This window comes from Paenibacillus chitinolyticus, from assembly GCF_045038035.1.
Taxonomy (GTDB): Bacteria; Bacillota; Bacilli; order Paenibacillales; family NBRC-103111; genus Paenibacillus_F; species Paenibacillus_F chitinolyticus_A.
In genome coordinates this window covers 5865354-5887323 of sequence record NZ_CP173427.1, presented here as the reverse complement: position 1 = coordinate 5887323, position 21970 = coordinate 5865354, and the positions used below count along the sequence as shown (strand labels likewise).

Genomic DNA, 21970 nt, shown 5'->3' with positions numbered 1-21970 from the left:
AACCTTCACCTGTTCTATTGTTAGTTTCTATCCTGTCCAAACTTAGAAGGAATAATAACACCGTCTATTCTTCCGACACTTGCACGCTGATCGTGGCCGTTACTTCCGTATGCAGCTTGACGGGCACTTTCGTTACGCCCAGGGAGCGGATAGGATCGTTCAGCAAAATTTTACGCTTATCGATCTTATAGCCGGCTTTCTCCATCTGCTCCGCGATCTGCTTGCTTGTGATAGCCCCGAACAAACGGCCGCCTTCGCCGGCTTTCGTCTTGATGGTCACCGTTGTTTCGTTCAGCTTGCCTGCCAGAACTTCCGCGTCTTCTTTCTCCTGATCCTTACGCTTCTGTTCGGCTTTCTTCTGCTGGTCAACCTGCTTAACCGCCCCGTCCGTTCCAGCTGCGGCCAATCCGCGGGGGATCAGGAAATTCGTTGCGTAGCCCTCGGATACCTCTTTAATTTCCCCTTTTTTGCCTTGCCCTTTAACGTCCTTCAGAAATACGACTTTCATTCGAAAAGCCCCTCCTCTTCCTCTATCTCTTGCAATATTTGTTTCAGCTTCGCCGCCGCTTCCTGCGGAGTCAGCTCAAGCTGGGTCGCTGCGTTCGTCAGGTGGCCGCCGCCGCCCATCCGTTCCATCACGATTTGAACGTTCATCGCGCCGAGCGAGCGCGCGCTGATGCCGGTTAAACCGTCCGGCCGTTCACAGATGACGAAGGAGGCGAAAACGCCGGTCATATTTAATAAGGTATCAGCCACCTGGGCAATCATCAACTGAGAATATTGGTGATTCTGTTCGCCGACCGCCAGAGCAATATGATCATACATCATTTCCGTATGCCTCATAATCTCGGCCTTCTCGATGTAGGCTTGAAGATCTTCCTTCAGCATCTTCTGAATGAGAGTCGGGTCCGCTCCGTTCCGTCTCAGGAAAGAAGCCGCTTCGAACGTACGGGAGCCCGTACGGAGACTGAACTGCTTCGTGTCGACCACGATCCCGGCAAGCAGCACGGTGGCCTCCAGCGCGTCCAGAGACATCTTCTCGTTGAAATACTGGAGAAGCTCCGTTACCAGCTCACAGGTCGAAGACGCGTACGGCTCCATATACACGAGCACGGCGTCATGGAAAAACTCTTCGCTGCGGCGGTGATGATCCACGACCATGACACGGTGTGTCAGGTTGAACAGCTTCGGCTCGGCGACCATCGAAGCCCGGTGCGTATCCAGCACGACGGCCAGCGTACGCTGCGTCGTGATCTGCATCGCCTGCGCCGGTGTGATGAACCACCGGTTCAGCTTCTCGTCTTCTTCGATCATCGCCATTAGCTTCTCGATCGAAGGATTGATGCCTTCCAGCACAATGTAGCCTTCCTTGTTGCTGATCTGCACGGCCTTCAGCAGGCCGATCGCCGCGCCGATGGAGTCCATATCCGGAAAGCGGTGCCCCATGATGATGACCTTGTCGCTTTCCTTGATCAGATCTCTCAGCGCATGAGAGATCACGCGGGCACGCACGCGTGTGCGCTTCTCTACGGCGTTGGTGCGCCCGCCGTAGAACGAGATGCGCTGGCCCGCCTTGACGGTCACCTGATCGCCTCCGCGGCCCAGAGACATGTCCAGGCTCGTCTGAGCGACCCGGCCGAGCTCCTCGAGCTCCTCGATGCCGGAGGCGATCCCCACGCTGACCGTAAGCGGCAGCTTGTATTCCATCGTGAGATCGCGCACTTCATCGAGGATGTCGAAGCGGTTCTGCTCCAGCTCGCGCAGCGCCTTCTGATTCATCAGAATCAGAAAACGGTCGGACGAGGTCCTGCGCAGATACACTCCGTACCGGTGAGCCCACTCCGTGATTTCACCGGTTACCCGGGCGAGCATGATGCTCCGCGTCTGATCGTCCATTCCCTGGGTGACTTCATCCAGGTTATCCATCAGAACGATGCCGATCGCGATTTTTTCCTCGTCATGCTTCTGAACGAGCCGGACGTAATCCGTCACATCGCGGATATACAGAAGACGCTCGTCGGGACGGTGCCAAATTTTGTACACCTGGCCGTCCTGCTCGACTTCATACGTCTCTTCTTTTTCCTTCTCCTTGCCCGGCTTCCAGCTTGGAAATACGTCCTCCAGGGAATCCCCGATCACGGAGTCCTTTTTGGCGAGCTTGGCGACGAACGGATTATGCCATTCGATTTCTTTTTCTTCATTATATAGAATCATGCCGATCGGCAGCTCCGATATCACGTCGCCGGCGGATTTTTTAACCCGGTGCGTCATGGTGCCTAGATAAGCATTCAAATCGTGACGAAAAGCACTCTCCGCTTTCCACGAGAAGTACAGCACAAGTCCCGAGGCAAACAGAGCAGCGACACCCAATACCCATTCATACAGAAACAGTACGATCGTTAAAGCACCAAGCAGCGCAAACGTCCATACCATATGTTGTCCATGCCATCGTTTCGACAAGAATTTCGGCATTTATTCTCCCCTGACCCTTATCTAGATTTGAAGAGCCTTTCCCGCAACGGAAAAGCCACATCGAACACGCCGAGTAAACTGTAGAGCACAAGCAAAAACGGCATAAACACGATCAGAAGAATCGTGCCGGCCACCGGCAGCAGTTTACCCCAACCTTTATAATGGGCCACGAACGCAAGAAACGAAATTGCTTGGATGGCGAACGCGAACATAAGCAGCGGCAGCAGATTGATAAGCAAAGCCGACATCAGCGAATTGGTCGCCGATACGAACAGCATATCCGCCGCGAACGCGATGAGGTAAATCCAGACGAACGCTTTCGGAAGTTTCCACTCTCTCACGGGCGGCATGCCGGGAATGTCCTCTCCCATGCGATTAAGCAGACGGCGTCCGATCAGATGAGTAATTCCGATAAAGTAGAGCGAGAACAGAATCATATCCAGCGGAATGATTTGTACGAGCACATCCACATACCACTGCATGTCGCCCTGGGTCGGCAGCATTCCCTTTACGGCAGGCTGCATGTTGTTTAAGTAATCCAGCATGACCGTTTTGAATTTCGTAATGAAATTCAATTTGAACAGGAACCCGATCACGAGCGTAAGCAGCATTTCGGCCAAAAAGGTAAGCGTGCCGTACGTGATGACCAGATGTGCGGGCGCCTTCTTCTTATAAAGCGTGCCGATTACGATGACCGGCGGCAGCAGGAATAGGGAAATGGCCAAGACGACAAATCCCGTCCACCCGAGCAATAAATTCACAACCAGGAGAATTCCCAGATAGAAAGCTGTAAATCGTTTGGCGTCCAGCTTCACGAACAGAATCAAGACCGGAATCATCAGGAAACTGGCCGTAATCACCAAATAGGACGTCATAAAAGATAACAGAAAGAGTATATACAGCAGACCCCATCCGATGAACTGCAAGTTTTTCTTTGTCAACGCGTTCACCTCTTACGAAGATGATCTTCCAGTGCCGAGATATCTCCATACCAATCCTCGAGCTGGTGACCTTCTTCTCTATGCTTTTTCATTTTATCCATGATTGCTTCATCTAAACTTCGAAAAGAGACGCCAAGCCGGCGGCCAAGTATATATGCGCTGGAAATCAGACTGGCAAGGCCATCTATAATTTTAGCTTGATTGCCTTCCCATATCCCTTTCAACAGATGCGCTACCTGATCGACAACCTCGGTTTTGAGCCATTCAATGACCTTGACCCGCTTCGCGAGATCAACCTCTCTTTCCCGATTGGACAATGCCCGCTCCTCTCCTTATCCCTTACAAGCTTTATACACGATTATACCACAAAACAGCTTGAGCTGTGTTTCCTGAACTTGGCGCTTCACGGGCTCCGGGAACGTTAAATTTCAGTCAGGTTTGAGTTCCGCTTGGGGGATTCGGTCTCCTTTAGTACCCGGTTTGGAGATAACTAGAAACTCCGCTGCATCATGCGAACGGTTATGAATACAGTGCGGGGTTCCAGGCGCGATCCGAAGCCCTTCTTGAGGCCCCAGCTCATGCCATTCGCCGTCCATCTCCATCACGACCTGCCCCGTTAAAATGAAAAAGAACTGCGCCGCGCGCTCATGCAAATGTCTCTCCTCGCTCGTTCCGGGAGGCATTCGTTCGTGAATAATCGTCTCTTCCCCTTTGTGGAGATACCAGCCGTCGCATCCGTCTCCCCATATGTAGTGCTCGGCGTTTTGTTTGCTGATTTTCAATTCATCCGCCACTCCCCGGTTTTGTAGATAACTTTCGACCCTTTTCTATCCACATGTGCATAACTTTTCGTCCGGATTTAGTCACCGTGTTTTCCACATGTCCCCAAGTCCTACCTCCATTCTATAAAAGTTCCTGTGGACTGTCTAACTTCCGTGGTTATCCACAGTCCTGTTCCCCTCCGGAACGCAAAAAAAACCGGAAATTTCTCTCCGGCTTCCAGCGTTCTATCCTTTTTTGTTGAATAATTCTTGCTGCCTCAGCTCTGTTTGCCTTTTTGTCGATAAAAAAAGACAACCGGCAGAACCGGCTGTCTTCTTCTCTATACAAACTACTCCGTAGTGTATGGAAGCAAAGCAATTGTGCGCGAGCGCTTGATTGCTGTTGTCAGCATACGCTGATACTTCGCGGAAGTACCTGTTACACGACGAGGCAAGATTTTACCTCTTTCGGAGATAAATTTCTTAAGGGTCTCGATATCTTTGTAATCGATATGAGTGATCTTGTTTGCTGTGAAGTAGCAAACTTTACGGCGCTTACCGCCTTTACCGCGGCGTGGAGTGAATTTACGCTCCGAACGCTCCGGACGATCACCGCCTTCCGAACGTTGCGGACGGCTGCTTGTTTGTTGTTCGCTCATTTGAGTCAGTCCTTTCTACTTAGAATGGCAAATCATCATCGGATATGTCGATCGGTTTCCCGTCGTCGAGGAAAGGATCCTGCTGTTGATCCCGCGTATTTCGGCCGCTGCCGCTTCCGCCGCCGCCATATCCACCGCCTGAACCGCCGGAGTAAGAACCCTCTTCACGGTTAGCGGAATTAGCAGATTCCAGGAAGCGCACATTATCGGCAATGACTTCGGTTACGTAAACTTTACGTCCCTCGTTATTGTCGTAAGAGCGTACCTGCATGCGTCCTTCCACAGCCGCCAAACGGCCTTTGCGAAGATAGTTGGCGCAAGTTTCCGCAAGCTGTCTCCAAGTTACGACAGGTATGAAATCGGCTTCCCGTTCCTTCGATTGCGAACTTACGAACGGCCGATCCACCGCCAGTGTAAATTGGGTTACGGCCACACCCGCAGGTGTGTAACGCAGCTCAGGATCTCTTGTCAGTCTGCCGATAAGAATTACACGGTTTAACAACGTTCATCCCTCCGATGCTTCCTTACTTAACACGCTGATTAAGCTACGTCTTTAACGATCAGGTAGCGAATGATTTCGTCGGAAATCTTCATTACACGATCAAGCTCTGCTACAACTGCAGGTTCTGCGTTGAAATGTACGAGTACATAGTGTCCGTCACGGAACTTGTTGATCTCATACGCAAGGCGACGTTTACCCATCAGGTCGTGCTTCGTAATTTCGCCACCACCGTTGGTGATAATGCCTTGGAACTTCTCTACAGTAGATTGAACTTGTTCTTGTTCAATGTCTGTACGAATGATATACATCACTTCGTATTTGCGCATGCTTGTCACCTCCTTTTGGACTAAGCGGCTCCCGATTCTGATCAGGAGCAAGGAGCGAGAATTAGTTGAATTACAAAACTCGCACCTAAATACTATAGCAGATTGCTTTCCCCATTACAAGTCACAACCTGTCCATTCGCTGGAACTGCCAATGTATGCTTACCGGCAGGCTCCCTGCGCGGCACATGCTTTCTTAAGCGAGGGACATACTAACTCCGTAATTAAACGCTTGGAGGTGAAAAGAATGGGTGAGAAGACGCAGTTCGTGCCTGGCGACAAGGCGCCCAATGAAGGGCGCTACATCGAAATCGGCGAGAATGCCTTTCATATGGGGATCAACAACCCGGAAATCGTTCACTTGAAGAAAGGCGACTCGTTTCCCGATACCAAAAATCACAACCGCAAATGGAAGCGGCTGTACCACTGAAAAGGGGCTCTGCCTTTATGAAGAAATCCTTCACACTGTATGCGACGATTTTCGGTCTTTTACTCTGTCTGATTCACTATTTCGGCCATGACCGGGACTCGCTTTATCTGCTCTTTTATTCCCTCAGCGTGCCTGCCTGGTTTGCTCCCATGTTCACGAATGTCTACGAGATCTCCATGGGTAAAATGTTCGTGATCTACGTGCTCACGGTAGCTTCCTGGGCGCTTATCGGTTACATCATCGATCGTTTCTCCGTTGTGCGGAAAGAACGGCAGGGACGTACCGGCGGTGCAGCCTGAAAGCATACGAACTCCGCCGCTTCGCAGAACGAACTTTAAGCCTGCTTCGGCAAGCCGATGTAAGCCGGAACCATAACGACATGCAAAAACCTCCTGCTTCATAACGAAGCAGGAGGTTATCATTGGTAAAGTTATGGCGGAAAGAGTGGGATTCGAACCCACGCACGGCTTGCGCCGCCTAGCTGATTTCGAGTCAGCCCCCTTGGGCCTCTTGGGTACCTTTCCGTATCGAGAACATTTTTTATTGTAGCACAAGCTGTGGTTAGTCTGCAAGAGGGAAATTCGGCAAGAAAAAAAGGAGCGTCAAGAACCTGACACTCCGTTTTCGGAGGCTTCCGCCCCTTTATCTGCAGAGGACCGGAGTACCTTCTTCAGTTTGCTTTCGAACTTGGCCCGCGGTACCAGCACGCTGTGTTTGCAGCCTACGCATTTGATCCGGATGTCCATGCCCATACGAATAATTTCCATTTCGTTCGTTCCGCAGGGATGCTGTTTTTTCATCTGCACGATATCCCCTAGTTCATACTGCTTCTTCTCCATAGGGCTATATGGCTCCCCTTTCCCCTTTGAAATAGGTCACGGTTTTCGGATACGGAATCTCGATTCCGTGCGCATCCAGCTGCTTTTTCACTTCCGCGAACATTTTACGCTGCACATCCACCTGCATATTCGGTTTGCACTCCGCTGTAATCCGCAGGACAATCTCCGACTGTCCCAGAGACTGGACACCGAGCACCTTCGGCTCGCTTACGATGTTCTCGTTGCCTTCCGCCATGCGGTCTACCGTGGTTTGCAGAACCTCCATCGTCTTATCGATATCGGATTCATAAGCAATCGAAATATCGACGATCGCCAGCGAATTGTTGATGGAATAGTTCGTAACCTGCTTGATGTTCCCGTTCGGAATAAAGTGAACTTCCCCGGTCCAGCTGCGGAGCCGGGTTACCCGGATACCGATTTGCTCTACGGTTCCCCGGAACGTATCGATTTGTATAACGTCCCCTACGGCAAACTGATCCTCGAAAATGATGAAGAACCCCGTTATGACATCCTTCACCAAGCTTTGGGCTCCGAAACCGATCGCAAGTCCGAGAACCCCCGCTCCGGCGAGTATAGGTCCCAAATTAATACCTACTTGGGCCAGAATAAGCAGAATCGTTATAAAGTTGACTACATAAGAAATGATATTGTGAATAAGCTTGCCGATCGTAGCCGTGCGCCTCGGATCGAATTTGAGAGGGCTCTTCTCCCTCGTTTCCATCATCCGGTTTACAAGCTTATCGGCTACTTTAATGATGAGACGCGAGAGTACATAAATGACGACAATTTCAACGATCGTTGCTCCGTACTTGATCAGCTGTTGGGAATCCAGCAAATATTTTTTGATATCATCCACGAAATGGGTCACCGTTTCTTCAGGATTTTGCAGTCCCGTAATGGCAGCCAGTCTGTTCCCCATGTTAGTCATTTTTCCACCGCCCTTACTTTTCCATCCTAACATATTCGGATTCTTTTTTGAAATAAATGCCTCTGATTTCAACCTGCTCCGTCTCGATGATCCGCTGGACTTCCGTATAGTCCTCTGCCGGAAATTGAATGGAAAGCGCACAGCCCGCCGTTACGCCTTTGGGAGTCGGGCACAGGTCGATTTCGATATCCGCGTATTCGAGCAGCATTTCGGCCCGCAGGGCCTGCTGGGTAGAGTCGAATGCAATGAGCAGCCATTCCCCCATTCTTCATCCCTCTCTTCACTCTAGTTTCTTCTCTATCGACTACGTATATTTTCCCGGCTTTCTCCGTATACTAGTAAAAACTTCTAAGCGCCCAGCTAATGCCTGCCGAAAGCGTTTTTCCACGATTAAGAAGACAAACCCGGAGGGATCCTCAATGAAACCATTCGGCTTTTCCGCGAAACCGGCTGCCGAGCAGCCCGCTCCTATTAAACTTTCTCATTCGGACAGCAGCACGCCTGCAGCTCTATCCGCATACTTTTCCGAGATTCTAAAAAAGCTGCCCTCCTATCAACCTATTGTGATCGTTTGTGTCGGTACGGACCGTTCCACAGGCGATTCACTAGGCCCCCTGGTTGGCAGCAATTTAAAGAGACGAAGCGGCGCTTCCTACTCCCTGTACGGAACCTTGGATGAGCCGGTACACGCCATGAATTTGTCGGATACGATTACGGCTGTCGAGACAGCCCACCGCTATCCCTTCATCGTGGCGATTGACGCTTGTCTCGGTCAGGTTTCCAGTGTCGGCTCTATACAAGTCGGGCATGGCCCGCTTAAGCCTGGAGCAGGCGTAAATAAGGAGCTTCCGTCGGTAGGCGATATCCATGTTACCGGTATCGTAAACGTCGGCGGTTTTATGGAGTATTTCGTGCTTCAAAATACCCGCCTCAATCTGGTGATGAATATGGCCGACGTTATCGCCGGCTCCCTGCATCACGCGCTTTGCTCCGTCCGGCGGTCTTCCCCTACTTCTGCGCTAACGTCAGATTGATCGCTTCTTTCTCCTCGGGAGAAAGCGAGTACGGAGAGCCGCCCTTCTCAACCGGTTTGGCATAGATGTATGTATCTTCCCTGCTGTGAATGCCGGTGATGAGAATCCCATCTTCATACTCGTCCAGAATAGCCACCGTGAAGCTCATAAGACTTCCCGTGTCCGAGAAGGCGTTATAGCGGTGAATGCCGACCCTGGATTTCATCCGCTTCATGGATTGGCTGATCCGGTTCAGCCGGTCCGTCGTATCTCCCTGCAGGATGATCTGGTCCTCTATCTGCTGCTGCATGTGAACAAGCAGCTGTTCGATATTAACCTCTCCGGCTCCATTCATGACTTTCTTATATTGTTTGCGAAGCTTGCCCAGTTTAATCCACAACGCAAGCATTCCGATTAACAGCAACAAGACAAGCAAACAAAGAACCGCTAAAATCGGTTCAACCGGCAGCCCGATGTTGTTCTCACCCATGTCCTTCTTCCCCTCTGCTATCTTGTCTCGCTGTTCTTGTTCCTTCCAGTCGGCTGCGTTCCTGCTTATAAAATAACGGTGTCCGCTATTTCTTTGACCGCTTCAATTAGAGTATCCGCTTCTTCATCTGTCGTAAAATAGCTGACGCTTGCCCGGACGGCGCCGGTTTTACCTGTGCCTGCGGTTTCATGCGCAAGCGGGGTGCAGTGATATCCGGCTCTGACCGCGATGCCGTAATGCTGGTCCAGGATGAACGCCACCTCGGACGCATCCATATGCTCCAGGACGAAGGACACGATGCCCGTCCGTTCTTCGCCGATTCCGGGACCGAGAAGCCGGAGATGCGGCACATCCCGAAGTGCTTCCATGATCCGCTGAGTCTGCTCCCACTCCTTCGCGTGGATGTTTTCCACACCCGTCCGGAGGACAAACTTCAGGCCTTCGCTTAACCCGGCTAATCCCGGGGTATTCGGCGTGCCCGCTTCGTACCTGTCCGGTCTTACGGAAGGCTGGTCGATCGCTTCCGACTGGCTCCCTGTTCCGCCGTGCATAAGAGGCTCCAGATCGAGCCGGGGATGGATATACAGGCCTCCCGTCCCTTGAGGTCCCAGGAGACCTTTATGGCCCGGAAACGCCAACATGTCGATCCCCATCTGCTCCACGTGAATAGGAAGGATTCCGGCCGTCTGAGCGGCATCTACGAGCAAGCATATCCCCTTCTCTCTGCAGAGCTGCCCAATATCGGCGACAGGCAGGATGCTTCCGAGCAGGTTGGAGCTATGGTTGATAACGACAAGCGAAGTGTGGCTTTGAATATTTTCCTTTAAGGCGTCAATGTTTATTCTCCCGAATTCATCGGTTTCCAGATAGGTGACTTGCACGTTTTTCGTGCGCCTTAAATATTCAAGGGGTCTTCGGACGGAGTTATGCTCTACTGCTGTACAGATAACATGCTCTCCCTCTTTCACATGGCCTTTGATAGCCAAATTGATGGCTTCTGTTGTGCTGGAACCGAAAGCGAGATCATTGGGATTTTTAAAACCAAACAGCTTCGCTGCGTGCTTGCGTGCTTCGAACACACCCCGGCTTGCCTGTACAGCCATCGCGTGACTGCCTCTGCCGGGATTAGCCGCATACTCGTTGATGCAGCGCAGCACAGCCTCTCCGACCTGCGGCGGTTTTGGCCACGAGGAAGCGGCATTATCGAAATATAAAAACGGCTTCGTCACTGCCGGCCCCTCCTCACAAAGATAGCATACCTTCTCTCACTTTCTTTACGGACAGAAAGCCAGAGATTTGTATGCTATGTATGGTTTAGTTAGATAAACAATCAGGAAATCTGCCCTTGAAGCATTTCCAGCAATCTTTCCAAATCATCTTTGGAGTAATACATCAGTTCGATCCGTCCTTTATAATTTTGATGCTTGATCCGGACCGTCGTACGATAATGATCCTGAAGCTGCTCTTCCGCCTGATGAAGATAAGGATCTTTCTTTTTGTCTTTCACCTTCGGTTTTTCCTTGTCTTCGGAAGCGAGCTCTTCACGCCGTTTAATCTCTTCCTCCAACTGGCGAACGCTCCATTGACCGTTAATACAAGCATCCGTCAGTTCTTTCTTCACCTTGTCATCCTTAACCCCTACGATTGCGCGTGCATGTCCCATGGAAAGTGTTCCACGTGAAACATATTGCTTGATGGATTCAGGCAAATGAAGAAGACGCAGGAAGTTCGCGATATGAGAACGGCTCTTGCCTACTTTTACAGACAACTCTTCTTGCGTTAATGAAAACTGATCTATGATGGCTTGATAAGCGATTGCAATCTCCATCGCATTCAAATCTTCACGCTGAACGTTTTCGATCAATGCGATTTCCATAACCTGTTGATCGCTAAGCTTTTTCACAACCGCTGGAATGGTTGCTAAACCGCTTGCCTGAGAAGCGCGGAATCTTCTCTCCCCGGCAATAATCTCGTATCCTTTTAAAACCGTGCGAACAATGATCGGCTGAATAACGCCATGTTCCTTGATGGAAGAAGCCAGTTCTTGAATACCGTCTTCGTTAAAATGTTTACGAGGCTGGTATGGATTCGCCCGCAGCTGATTCAAAGGGATTTCAATGACCTTGTCCTCTTCCCCGATCTCCAGCTCCGGAATAAGCGCTCCGAGACCTTTACCTAGTCGTTTGCTCAAGACTAATCACTTCCTTTGCAAGCTCTAAGTATACTTCCGCACCTTTAGACCGCGGGTCATAAGTAATAATGGACTGTCCATGGCTCGGCGCTTCGCTAAGTCGGACATTACGCGGTATAATCGTTTGATACACTTTTTGCTGAAAATATTTCTTCACTTCTTCAATGACCTGGATACCTAGGTTTGTACGGGCGTCAAACATCGTTAGGAGAACGCCTTCAATTTGCAGGGATGTGTTTAAATGCTTCTGCACAAGTCTGACTGTATTCAACAGCTGGCTTAATCCTTCAAGCGCATAATACTCGCACTGGATCGGGATAATCACGGAGTCGGAAGCCGTCAGTGAGTTAATGGTCAAAATCCCTAACGACGGAGGACAATCGATGAGAATATAATCGTACATATGCTCGACAAGCTGAAGCGATTTCTTCAATCGAACCTCACGCGATATCGTTGGAACCAATTCAATTTCGGCGCCCGCCAGTTGGATAGTAGCCGGAATAATGTTCAAATTCGGAATTTTAGTAGCAACTGTAGCGTCTTTCGGGTGAATATCATTAATGAGGACGTCATAAATACAGTATTCTACATCTGCTTTATTGACCCCAATCCCACTCGTCGTATTACCTTGAGGGTCGATGTCCACCAGCAGTACCTTTTTGCCGAGCGAAGCCAAACAAGCACCCAGATTGACAGATGTCGTTGTCTTCCCTACGCCGCCTTTTTGATTCGTTATCGCGATTGTCTTGGACAATTCATTCACCCCACTACCTTAAAACCTCTCATTAAAAACTTAACAAAGAGAATACTACTATATTACCATAATCAAGAGAACGAAACTAATAAAAATGCAGGTTCCGACAACAAAATGAAGAAATTTGGCAGATTGCTCGACAGTAGTTTCAAACCGGTTTCCAAGCGTCCATCAAGCTATACACATATGGCTCTTTCTCACTTAGATCCATACAGTAAATAACGAACAAACCTATGACGTATCCCGCACCTAAAAAGTTTGCACTTTTCCTGATATTTTGCAGTTGAATTTTAAAAATCCTTTCTGATGTCCCCCCACTCAATTAACTCCATAATCTAATCTTTCTAAACAAAAAAACCTCCTGTTACAAATCCAGCTTCCTTTACGGGAAACTACCTTTGTCATACAGGAGGATTATGCTTTAATCCCTTGATTATTTTGCCGAATGCTGCTTAGGAATTTTAATGATGATTTCGTAGTGATCTTCATGATCCTGCTCAGCCGTATTAATATTGAGACCCGAGCTGGCCACCATCTCAACGGACTGTCTGATGGTATTTAGCGCCAGACGTACATCTTTCGAATAAGAAACACGTTTGCTTTTTTTAATCTGGGTAGCTTCTTTCAAAAATTGAATGCGTGTTTCCGTCTGCTTCACATTAAGCTCTTTAGCGATAACCTCTTCAAGAATTTTAACCTGAAGCTCTTCTTGATCCAAAGAAAGCAGAGCACGCGCATGTCTCTCCGTGATCTTCCGCTCAATAAGTGCCATTTTAACAGGCTCGCTCAAATTCAACAGACGAATCTTGTTGGCGATAGTCGATTGGCTTTTGCCCAGACGCTGTGCCAGACTTTCTTGGGTGAGATCATGCATCTCTATAAGCTGCTGATACGCGGCCGCTTCTTCGATCGCCGTCAAACCTTCACGCTGCAGATTTTCGATTAGAGCAATAGACGCCGCTTGAGAATCGTTGAATTCCCGCACGATGGCAGGAATGGTTTCCAGACCGAGCTTTTTGACCGCTCTTAAGCGGCGTTCCCCTGCTATTAACTCAAAAGTATTATTACGCACCCTTACAACGATAGGCTGAATAACGCCATGTGTACGAATCGTTTGGCAAAGTTCATCAATGCGATCATCATCAAAAATCGTTCTTGGCTGGTACGGACTCGGATTGATGTTTTGTACGGGAATGTTTTTAACTTCATCCATATTGCTTCGCTCCGTAAAACCAAAAAGTTTTGATAGCTGCTCTTTCATGAATATAATACCACCCAACTCTTCCCCGATATTTTACAGGAAGGAGAAAGCAAAGCCTCGGCATTCTACCAACCCGTTTATCTGAAACCAAAGAATTAAAGAAGGGTCGCAGACTCCCCTATCACGACAATTCTATCCATAGATCTTTAATTGCGTAAAAATCCCCTATATAAGATATTCGTCAGCCGCCCATCTTTTTCCTGCCAATAACGGTAAGAATTCATGAAATTCCTGGTAAGGATGTTCCACGTGAAACATCCTATTTCACTAAAGGCTGCTTTAAAGGTAATCCAGCTTTACGAGGATATTTACCGGGTGTAGGTGCTGTTTTCTGGATTTGGATAAAATGTCGTATGGACTTCTCGACTGGCAATTCCAAACGATCTACCTGTTTAAGCCGACCTTTGAGCAAGCCTATGCTAAAGGCTGCCTCTTTCATCTCTTCTTCCGCATCCGCGGCCTTCATCGCAACAAACAATCCCCCTACCTTCACAAAAGGCAGGCAAAATTCATTCAGCACGCTAAGCCTAGCGACTGCCCGCGCCGTAACCAAATCATACCGGTCACGGTGCTGCTGCAGCCGGGCCGCATCTTCCGCACGGGCATGGACACACGTTACATCCGTCAGCCCGAGCTCTTTTACGAGCTCATTCAGAAAAACAATCCGTTTGTTCAATGAATCCACAATCGTAACCTTCAGATGCGGGAAAGCGATTTTCAAAGGGATGCTGGGGAAACCGGCACCAGAACCGATATCCGCCAGAGTCTCTACTTTTTCCATATCCAAATAAAAGGCAAGCGATAGCGAATCATAGAAGTGTTTCAAATAAACCTGGTCGCGCTCTGTGATCGCGGTTAGATTGATTTTCTCGTTCCACTCCACAAGCAAGCGGTAATACGTCTCGAACTGTTGAAGCTGTTCATCGGAGAAAGACAGCTGGTGGGGCTGCAAATGACTAATAAACTGCTCTTGTATGAAATCGGTCATAAATTCCTCTATCCCCTTGCAGCGATAACTTGGTTGTAATGCTCCAGGTACACGAGTAGGATGGAGATGTCCGCCGGTGTTACACCAGAGATCCGGCTCGCCTGTCCGATGGATACGGGACGAATTTTTGCGAGCTTCTGCTTAGCTTCCGTTGCAATTCCGTGAATATCTTCATAGATGATATCGTCCGGAATCTTTTTCTTCTCCATCTTTTTAAGCCGTTCCACCTGCGCCAGCTGTTTTTCGATATAGCCCGCATATTTCACTTGAATTTCGGCCTGCTCTTTTACCTCATCGGAAAGCTCTACCGGCAGAGGAAGCATACCCTCAATGTGAGAGTAATTGATTTCCGGTCGTTTTAGAAGGGTAAGAAGATCCACGGCATTATTCAACAGGACAGTGCCCGCTTCCTCGAGAATAGCCTGGACGTGAGGTTCCGGACGGACCTTGGTGGTTTTAAGACGGTGCAGTTCCTGTTCGATCTGTTCCTTCTTCTCCAGAAAACGCTGGTAACGTTCTTCCGGAATCAGCCCGATTTTATGTCCGATCGGAGTAAGCCGGAGATCGGCGTTATCGTGGCGAAGCAGCAGGCGGTATTCCGCACGCGAAGTGAGCAAGCGGTAAGGCTCCGACGTTCCCTTGGTTACCAGGTCATCGATCAGCACGCCGATGTAGCCTTCGGAACGGTCGAGAATGACCGGGTCCTTCCCCTGCACCTTGCAGGCCGCATTAATACCGGCCATGATGCCTTGACCGGCAGCTTCTTCATAACCCGAGGTTCCGTTGATCTGCCCTGCCGTAAACAACCCCTCAACCAACTTGGTTTCAAGAGTCGGTTTCAGCTGCGTCGGAACAACCGCATCGTATTCGATCGCGTAACCGGTACGCATCATTTCAACCTTCTCCAAGCCTGTAATCGAGCGCAAGATTTTGAGCTGCACATCTTCCGGCATGCTTGTCGACAATCCTTGTACATAATACTCGGACGTATTGCGTCCTTCCGGCTCAAGGAAAATCTGATGCTTCGGTTTATCGGCAAAACGTACGATTTTATCCTCGATAGAAGGACAATAACGGGGACCCGTTCCTTCAATGGCTCCCGAAAACATCGGCGCACGATGCAGATTATCGTTAATAATTTCGTGAGTATTCTCGGTCGTATAAGTCAGCCAGCACGGCAGCTGATCTTGCGTGCCCTCTTTCGTTTCGTAGGAGAAAAATCTTGGATTTTCGTCCCCGGGCTGAATTTCCGTTTTGGAAAAATCAATGGAGTCCTTATGCACACGCGGCGGAGTTCCCGTTTTGAAACGGACAAGTTCCAGACCCAAGTCACGCAGAGATTGCGACAACCGGACAGAAGGCTGCTGGTTGTTAGGGCCGCTTTCGTACATAAGTTCGCCCATAATTACTTTCCCGCGCAGATAAGTGCCTGTTGTCAGAACGACCGCTTTGCCGTAATATTCCGCCCCGGTCTTCGTTACTACGCCTTTGCAGACGCCATCCTCCACAAGCAGTTCTTCCACCATTCCCTGACGTAACGTCAGGTTTGGAGTGCTTTCGATCGTTTCTTTCATCATGTGCTGATACAGAAATTTGTCCGCCTGAGCACGCAGGGCATGAACGGCCGGCCCTTTTCCTGTGTTCAACATCCGCATTTGAATGTACGTTTTGTCGATATTGCGTCCCATTTCTCCGCCAAGCGCGTCGATTTCACGGACAACGTGCCCTTTGGCAGGTCCCCCGATAGATGGATTGCAAGGCATGAAAGCAACCATATCCAGGTTGATGGTGAGCAGAAGCGTTTCACAGCCCATTCTGGCTGCGGCCAGCGCCGACTCGACACCCGCATGGCCCGCTCCGATGACGATAACTTCGTAGTTCCCGGCTGAGTAGCCCATCTTTTCTACCTCCTATACCGTCTTATTTCCCAAGACAGAACTGTGAAAAAATTTGATCAATCAACGATTCGGCAACCGAATCTCCTATAATTTCACCGAGATGCTCCCAAGCAGCCCGGATATCAATCTGAATCATATCGATTGGCACATAAGCGTCATTGGCATCCATTGCTTCGCGCAGCGAGCCCTTAGCCTGCTTCAGAAGTCCGATGTGACGGACATTGCTGACATAGGTCAAGTCCGTGGATTCCAAATTGCCTTCAAAGAAAATAGCCGAGATCGCCTTTTCAAGCTCCGTGAGGCCGCTTCCTTCCAGGAGAGATAGTGAAACCACTCGCCCTTGCGGGAATTTGGCTTCGATCTCATCTTTATCTATTTGTAAGGGAAGATCCGTTTTATTCAAAATGACGATAGTTTGACGCTGTCGCAGTTCTTCTATCATGGCGAGTTCTTCAGGCAGCAGCGGTTCGCTGCTGTTTAACACCAGGAGAATCAAATCCGCTTCGGACAAGGCCGTCCTGGAACGCTCTACCCCGATTTGCTCAACAAGGTCCGACGTTTCCCGGATACCGGCCGTATCAAGAAGCTTGAGCGGAATGCCGCCCACATTGACGTATTCCTCGATCACATCCCGGGTTGTCCCCGGAATATCCGTGACGATAGCGCGGTTCTCCTGCGCCAGCGTATTGAGCAGCGAGGACTTTCCGACGTTCGGCTTGCCGATAATCGCCGTCACAATGCCCTCACGCAAAATCTTCCCGTGTTCGGCCGTTCTTAACAGCTCGTCGATACGGGAACTCACTTGAATGCAGCGTTCGCGGATAAACGTATTGGTCATTTCCTCTACGTCATGCTCCGGATAATCAATGTTCACTTCAATATGAGCCATCAGCTCAACCAGCTGGTAGCGCAGCTCGCCTATCGCTTTGGATAAATTGCCGTCCACCTGTTTCAACGCAATTTGAAAAGCACGGTCCGATTTGGACCGGATCAGGTCAATGACCGCTTCCGCCTGGGTCAGGTCGATCCGTCCGTTCAGAAAAGCGCGCTTGGTGAACTCACCCGGCTCGGCAACACGTATCCCCTGCTCCAGCAGGAGGTCCATCACCCGTTTTACGGAGACAATTCCCCCGTGACAGTTGATTTCAACGACATCTTCCGTCGTAAAAGAACGCGGTGCACGCATGACGCTGATAAGAACTTCCTCTATTTTATCACCCGATGCAGGGTGAATGATATGCCCATAATGAATGGTATGTGTCGGAGCCTCGGACAATTTTACTTTGGACCGGAATAACGGCTCCACCAGCTTGACGGCTTCGTCGCCGCTGACTCTTACAACCGCTATACCGCCCTCCCCAAGTGGAGTGGCAATGGCGGCAATTGTATCTGAAATCATAAAATAAACACCCCGTAAGCGGAGCGGTAACCGCTCAAATTATGAAAAAAGCAATGACGCCTAGAAAATACAGGGTCATTGCAGACAGTTATCTTAACGTAATTACAACGCGACGATTCGGCTCGTCGCCTTTGCTGTATGTTTTCACCGACGGATGCGATTGCAGCTCGGCATGAATGATTTTGCGCTCCTGAGCGTTCATCGGCTCCAAAATCAATTCCTTCCGGGAACGGACGACGCGGCCCGCAAGCCGGTGTGCCAGTTCCTGCAGCGTCTGCTTCCGTCTGTCTCTAAACTGCTCGGCATCGAGCAGAATGCGGACATGCGCGTTTGAGAACCGATTTGCGACGATATTGACCAAATATTGAAGCGCGTCCAAAGTTTGTCCTCTTTTACCGATCAATATTCCGAGTTCGGATCCGCTTAAGTTAAACAAATGGCCTTCTTTCGTTTGCTTCTGGTCAATGGAGATAGCCAGCCCCATCGTATCGAACAGCTCTTTCAGAAAAGCAACGGCTTCCTCGATCGGATCCGGGATCTTCTCGAGTTCCACCTTCGCTTCCTTCGTGCCGATCAATCCGAGAAAACCTTTGGACGGCTGTTCCAGGACGGTGACATGCACCCGGTCTTGCGTAGTGCTTAACTGCGCAAGACCGGCCTTTATTGCATCATCAATCGTTTTTCCCGTCGCAATCACTTTTTTCATGCAGCCTGTCCACCTTTTGTTTTAGGAGATCGACCGTACAAGAAATAGGTCTGAACGATGGTGAAGATGTTGCTGTAAATCCAGTACAGCGGCAAAGCGGATGCGAAGCTCATCGACATCACGAAGATCATCACCGGGAAAATAAACATGATGCTCTGCATCTGTTTGTTCATCGGGTTCTGAGCCGACATTACTTTCTGCTGAATGAACGTTGTAGCCGCCGCTAAGATCGGCAGTACATAGAACGGATCGGGCTTACCGAGTTCCATCCACAGAAATTGGTGTGAAAAAATGTGCGGATTCCGCACGATCGCTTGATAAAGCGCCAACAGGATCGGCATCTGAATCAAAATCGGGAAACATCCGGCAAGCGGATTGACACCATGCTTCTGGAAAAGCTTCATTGTCTCTTCCTGCTGTTTTTGCGGGTTATCTTTAAACTTTTCGCGGATTTTGGCCATTTCCGGCTGGACTTCCTGCATACGCTTGGAGCTCTTGTACTGCTTGAGCGTCAGCGGCAGAACGATCAGGCGGATAATGATGGTTACGATCAGGATAGAGATACCGTACGAATTGCCAATCGAAGTGGCAAAGAAATCGAGCAGATCAGACAGAGGGATAATGAAGTATTTGGTGAAAAATCCTGCTGTCGCGGGATCCAATGGAGGATACGAGGTAGGCGAAGTGCCGCAACCCGTTAGCACGAACAACAGCAAAAGAAGCGGTGCATATTTGTAGGTTCGACGAATCAATTGAGGTCCTCCCAGTTTTCTATTCCACCATAAACTATACCATAGTTTAATCCGGCAAGGAAATAATTGCTTGGAAATTAAAGCATGTTTAAACCGAGCCGGGATCAGCTGTTTTTTCGCAGCAGCCCCGCCCGTTTGAAAACATGGTAGATGCTCTTCTCCATCTCGTGGAAATCCATTTCGACGGCCGGCTTTCTCACGATGACAATATAATCATAGCCACCGGGAAACCGCTCCTCGTTCAGCCGGATAATTTCCTTTAGAACGCGGCGCAGCCTGTTGCGGATGACGGCGTTTCCAATCTTTTTGCTGGCCGAAATCCCAAGCCGGAAATGTTCGTTCTCACGGCGGGGCATATAATATAGAACAAACTGGTGGTTCGCTGCCGACTTTCCGTAGCGGTACACCTTTTGAAAATCTTCTCTTTTTGCAAGCCTAAGCTTTTTTTCCACAAGCAAGCACTCCAAACAAAACCGCTTCTTTGACCGCCCATACCTTAGTTTTCACCGGTAGCGGGCGGTTTAATCGGTCGAAACCCTCACAAGCCTATAAAAATCCAGAAAAAAAGACCACATCAAGTGGCCTGGCAATTAAGCACTCAGTACTTTTCTACCTTTTTGACGGCGTGCTTGCAGCACTTTACGGCCGTTTTTCGTGCTCATTCTTTTACGGAAACCGTGGTTCTTCTTCCGTGTTCTTGTGTTCGGGTTAAACGTAGGACGCATCTATTTGCACCTCCCTGAGGATCTATCTAATCCCAAAAATGTCTTTTTCAATTAAAGCACAAAGAGAGGCTATAAGTCAAGGTGGAAGCTCGGTCGGAACAACCTGTGTACAAATTTTTCAGGCCTCTGTGCAGAACTTGTCGAAAGCAAACAAATTATCAACAATATCTAGTGGTGTTAATATTAACTTTACACAAGGGGTTGAATATGTGGATAAATTAAAACATTGCGTTGATAATCCCTCTCTCATTTGCTAATATAGTATTGTTTCTGTTGTGGATATTCTCCTGACACCCTTCGTTTATCAACAGCCTGTGGATAACATTGTGAACAATTTTCCCTCTATTCGAGCAAGTCTCTTCTGCATAACCTGACTCGTGTGGATAAGAATCGACAAGATTTTGTGGTAATTGACATGAAGCAAGGCGACATGGCGTTTTCCGCAAGTCTTTTTTATGTTTAAAGGAGTGAACTGTTGTGGATAGCCATACGACCGACTCATGGCAGCAAGTCCTGTCTATCATACAAAAAAAATTAAGCAAGCCGAGCTTCGATACTTGGCTTAAATCCACAAGAGCTACCGTCTTTACGGATACGACTGTCGTCATCAGCGCACCGAACAATTTTGCGAAAGAATGGCTGGAAAGCCGCTACGCGAAAATGATCGGGACCACGATCTATGAATTTCTCGGCAAACAAGTCGAGGTCAAATTCATAAACGAGTCCGACGAGAAATCACCCGTCGCGGTACAAACCCCGCCCCCGGAAATTCCGAAGGAGCCTGCCGCTCCCGTTCAAGAAGAAACTTTTCATCATATGATGAACTCGCGGTACACGTTCGATACGTTCGTTATCGGCGCCGGCAACCGGTTCGCCCATGCGGCTTCTCTTGCCGTTGCGGAGGCCCCGGCCAAAGCATACAATCCGCTTTTTCTCTACGGAGGCGTAGGACTCGGGAAAACCCACTTGATGCACGCAATCGGGCATTATGTGCTCGAACATAATCCGCGGGCGCGCGTTCTCTACATCTCTTCCGAGAAATTTACGAACGAATTCATCAATGCGATCCGGGACAACCGCGGCGAAGGATTCCGCAACAAATACAGAAGCATCGATGTGCTTCTTATAGACGATATTCAATTTCTTGCGGGTAAAGAACAGACGCAGGAAGAATTTTTCCACACATTCAACGCCCTTCATGAAGAAGGCAAGCAGATTATCATTTCCAGCGACCGGCCTCCCAAAGAGATCCCGACGCTCGAAGACCGTCTGCGCTCGCGCTTTGAATGGGGACTCATTACGGATATCCAGCCGCCGGATCTGGAGACGCGTATTGCCATTCTCCGCAAGAAAGCCAAGGCCGAGAATCTTGAAATTCCGAATGAAGCGATGGTGTATATCGCCAATCAGATCGATACGAACATTCGGGAACTCGAGGGTGCATTGATTAGGGTTGTCGCCTATTCCTCCTTGAGCAACCAGGATATTACGACTCATCTGGCTGCGGAAGCGCTGAAAGATATTATCCCTTCAAGCCGGCCGCGGGTCATTACGATGCAGGATATCCAGCAGAAAGTCGGAGAATTTTACGGGTTGAAAATGGAGGACTTCAAAGCGAGGAAACGGACCAAAGCCGTTGCTTTTCCGAGGCAGGTTGCCATGTATTTATCGCGGGAAATGACCGATTTCTCTCTTCCCAAGATTGGCGAGGCGTTCGGCGGACGCGATCACACGACCGTTATCCATGCGCACGAAAAAATTAGCGAGGCCCTGAAGACAGATCAGGAACTTTTCAAAATCATTCATAGCCTGACGGAAAAAATCAAAAATCCGTCCTCTTAATAACTACAAGCCTATGCACAAACTATGCACATGTGGATAGGCTTGTTTTTTGTGACTTTCGTCCACATATCCACATATCCAGTGCCTCTACTACTA

General features: G+C 49.3%; 27 protein-coding genes and 1 tRNA gene. 4 read left to right on the top strand and 24 right to left on the bottom strand.

From position 1 onward, the window contains the following. Positions 1-64 precede the first annotated feature (64 nt). The 8 genes from rplI to rpsF form a co-directional block, all read right to left on the bottom strand. Positions 65-508 carry a 50S ribosomal protein L9 gene (gene rplI / locus ACI48J_RS26615; protein ID WP_405080974.1) on the bottom strand — a complete coding sequence of 148 codons (444 nt, stop codon included), beginning with the start codon at positions 506-508 and terminating at the stop codon, positions 65-67. Next, on the bottom strand, positions 505-2472 hold the full coding sequence (locus tag ACI48J_RS26610) for a DHH family phosphoesterase (protein WP_405080972.1): 1968 nt from the start codon (positions 2470-2472) through the stop codon (positions 505-507). Before ACI48J_RS26610 ends, rplI begins: the two co-directional genes overlap by 4 nt. 17 nt (positions 2473-2489) lie before the next feature. Beyond that, on the bottom strand, positions 2490-3422 hold the full coding sequence (locus tag ACI48J_RS26605) for a DUF2232 domain-containing protein (RefSeq protein WP_405080971.1): 933 nt from the start codon (positions 3420-3422) through the stop codon (positions 2490-2492). After that, on the bottom strand, positions 3419-3730 hold the full coding sequence (locus tag ACI48J_RS26600; protein ID WP_405080970.1) for a MazG-like family protein: 312 nt from the start codon (positions 3728-3730) through the stop codon (positions 3419-3421). The genes ACI48J_RS26605 and ACI48J_RS26600 overlap by 4 nt, the downstream gene beginning before the upstream one ends. 111 nt (positions 3731-3841) lie before the next feature. Continuing rightward, positions 3842-4195: a cupin domain-containing protein gene (locus tag ACI48J_RS26595; RefSeq protein WP_405080969.1), complete on the bottom strand. Its 354-nt coding sequence runs from the start codon at positions 4193-4195 to the stop codon at positions 3842-3844. Positions 4196-4524: 329 nt separating this feature from the next. Then, complete coding sequence (gene rpsR, locus ACI48J_RS26590; RefSeq protein WP_082211313.1) at positions 4525-4833, bottom strand: 30S ribosomal protein S18; 309 nt, start codon at positions 4831-4833, stop codon at positions 4525-4527. 19 nt (positions 4834-4852) lie between these two features. Then, a complete protein-coding gene (gene ssb / locus ACI48J_RS26585) occupies positions 4853-5335 on the bottom strand; it encodes a single-stranded DNA-binding protein (protein WP_009673468.1) in 483 nt (160 codons plus the stop codon). Positions 5336-5373: 38 nt separating this feature from the next. Beyond that, the gene (gene rpsF, locus ACI48J_RS26580; protein ID WP_009673440.1) at positions 5374-5661 is read right to left on the bottom strand and encodes a 30S ribosomal protein S6; all 288 of its coding nucleotides are present in this window, start codon (positions 5659-5661) and stop codon (positions 5374-5376) included. A gap of 244 nt (positions 5662-5905) precedes the next feature. On the opposite strand from rpsF, the gene ACI48J_RS26575 reads away from it, so the two are divergent. Together ACI48J_RS26575 and ACI48J_RS26570 are read left to right on the top strand one after the other, a co-directional pair. Beyond that, entirely contained in the window at positions 5906-6088 is a 183-nt protein-coding gene (locus ACI48J_RS26575) for a YjzC family protein (protein WP_009673434.1), read from the top strand. A 17-nt stretch (positions 6089-6105) separates the two neighbouring features. Continuing rightward, positions 6106-6387, top strand: coding sequence for a hypothetical protein (locus ACI48J_RS26570; RefSeq protein ID WP_103995357.1), 282 nt, complete (start codon positions 6106-6108; stop codon positions 6385-6387). 134 nt (positions 6388-6521) lie between these two features. On the opposite strand, the gene ACI48J_RS26565 is transcribed toward ACI48J_RS26570, so the two are convergent. From ACI48J_RS26565 to ACI48J_RS26550, 4 genes are all read right to left on the bottom strand, one after another. Beyond that, positions 6522-6612: transfer RNA gene (locus ACI48J_RS26565), tRNA-Ser, on the bottom strand. Positions 6613-6690: 78 nt separating this feature from the next. Then, positions 6691-6927 (bottom strand): DUF951 domain-containing protein, encoded by a 237-nt coding sequence (locus tag ACI48J_RS26560; protein ID WP_009673430.1) that lies wholly within the window; start codon positions 6925-6927, stop codon positions 6691-6693. 4 nt (positions 6928-6931) lie between these two features. Next, positions 6932-7855 (bottom strand): mechanosensitive ion channel family protein, encoded by a 924-nt coding sequence (locus ACI48J_RS26555; protein ID WP_326050455.1) that lies wholly within the window; start codon positions 7853-7855, stop codon positions 6932-6934. Positions 7856-7868: 13 nt separating this feature from the next. After that, a complete protein-coding gene (locus ACI48J_RS26550) occupies positions 7869-8120 on the bottom strand; it encodes a DUF3343 domain-containing protein (protein ID WP_218230717.1) in 252 nt (83 codons plus the stop codon). 154 nt (positions 8121-8274) lie between these two features. Here ACI48J_RS26550 and yyaC point away from each other — a divergent pair, with 154 nt between their 5' ends. Then, positions 8275-8889, top strand: coding sequence for a spore protease YyaC (yyaC, locus tag ACI48J_RS26545; RefSeq protein WP_326050452.1), 615 nt, complete (start codon positions 8275-8277; stop codon positions 8887-8889). On the opposite strand, the gene ACI48J_RS26540 is transcribed toward yyaC, so the two are convergent. The 12 genes from ACI48J_RS26540 to rpmH form a co-directional block, all read right to left on the bottom strand. Then, positions 8864-9358, bottom strand: a complete 495-nt coding sequence (locus ACI48J_RS26540) for a DUF4446 family protein (protein ID WP_405080968.1) — start codon at positions 9356-9358, stop codon at positions 8864-8866. The genes yyaC and ACI48J_RS26540 overlap by 26 nt on opposite strands. 65 nt (positions 9359-9423) lie before the next feature. Beyond that, positions 9424-10587 carry an aminotransferase class V-fold PLP-dependent enzyme gene (locus ACI48J_RS26535; protein WP_405080967.1) on the bottom strand — a complete coding sequence of 388 codons (1164 nt, stop codon included), beginning with the start codon at positions 10585-10587 and terminating at the stop codon, positions 9424-9426. Positions 10588-10688: 101 nt separating this feature from the next. Further along, entirely contained in the window at positions 10689-11549 is an 861-nt protein-coding gene (locus ACI48J_RS26530) for a ParB/RepB/Spo0J family partition protein (RefSeq protein WP_009673433.1), read from the bottom strand. Further along, positions 11530-12303 (bottom strand): ParA family protein, encoded by a 774-nt coding sequence (locus ACI48J_RS26525; protein ID WP_036739716.1) that lies wholly within the window; start codon positions 12301-12303, stop codon positions 11530-11532. The genes ACI48J_RS26530 and ACI48J_RS26525 overlap by 20 nt, the downstream gene beginning before the upstream one ends. A gap of 433 nt (positions 12304-12736) precedes the next feature. Then, complete coding sequence (gene noc, locus ACI48J_RS26520) at positions 12737-13564, bottom strand: nucleoid occlusion protein (RefSeq protein ID WP_009673389.1); 828 nt, start codon at positions 13562-13564, stop codon at positions 12737-12739. A 259-nt stretch (positions 13565-13823) separates the two neighbouring features. After that, positions 13824-14552, bottom strand: coding sequence for a 16S rRNA (guanine(527)-N(7))-methyltransferase RsmG (rsmG, locus tag ACI48J_RS26515; RefSeq protein ID WP_405080966.1), 729 nt, complete (start codon positions 14550-14552; stop codon positions 13824-13826). An 8-nt stretch (positions 14553-14560) separates the two neighbouring features. After that, on the bottom strand, positions 14561-16450 hold the full coding sequence (gene mnmG / locus ACI48J_RS26510; RefSeq protein WP_405080965.1) for a tRNA uridine-5-carboxymethylaminomethyl(34) synthesis enzyme MnmG: 1890 nt from the start codon (positions 16448-16450) through the stop codon (positions 14561-14563). A gap of 22 nt (positions 16451-16472) precedes the next feature. After that, positions 16473-17849: a tRNA uridine-5-carboxymethylaminomethyl(34) synthesis GTPase MnmE gene (mnmE, locus tag ACI48J_RS26505; protein ID WP_405080964.1), complete on the bottom strand. Its 1377-nt coding sequence runs from the start codon at positions 17847-17849 to the stop codon at positions 16473-16475. Between the two features lie 88 nt (positions 17850-17937). Next, the gene (jag, locus tag ACI48J_RS26500; protein WP_217562992.1) at positions 17938-18555 is read right to left on the bottom strand and encodes an RNA-binding cell elongation regulator Jag/EloR; all 618 of its coding nucleotides are present in this window, start codon (positions 18553-18555) and stop codon (positions 17938-17940) included. Then, on the bottom strand, positions 18552-19307 hold the full coding sequence (locus ACI48J_RS26495) for a YidC/Oxa1 family membrane protein insertase (RefSeq protein WP_326050435.1): 756 nt from the start codon (positions 19305-19307) through the stop codon (positions 18552-18554). Before ACI48J_RS26495 ends, jag begins: the two co-directional genes overlap by 4 nt. Before the next feature lie 104 nt (positions 19308-19411). Continuing rightward, positions 19412-19759 carry a ribonuclease P protein component gene (gene rnpA, locus ACI48J_RS26490; protein ID WP_009673476.1) on the bottom strand — a complete coding sequence of 116 codons (348 nt, stop codon included), beginning with the start codon at positions 19757-19759 and terminating at the stop codon, positions 19412-19414. A gap of 138 nt (positions 19760-19897) precedes the next feature. Continuing rightward, on the bottom strand, positions 19898-20032 hold the full coding sequence (gene rpmH / locus ACI48J_RS26485; protein ID WP_009673467.1) for a 50S ribosomal protein L34: 135 nt from the start codon (positions 20030-20032) through the stop codon (positions 19898-19900). A gap of 477 nt (positions 20033-20509) precedes the next feature. Between rpmH and dnaA the strand changes: the two genes are divergently transcribed. Continuing rightward, entirely contained in the window at positions 20510-21874 is a 1365-nt protein-coding gene (dnaA, locus tag ACI48J_RS26480) for a chromosomal replication initiator protein DnaA (protein ID WP_103995343.1), read from the top strand. The last annotated feature ends 96 nt before the right edge of the window (positions 21875-21970 follow it).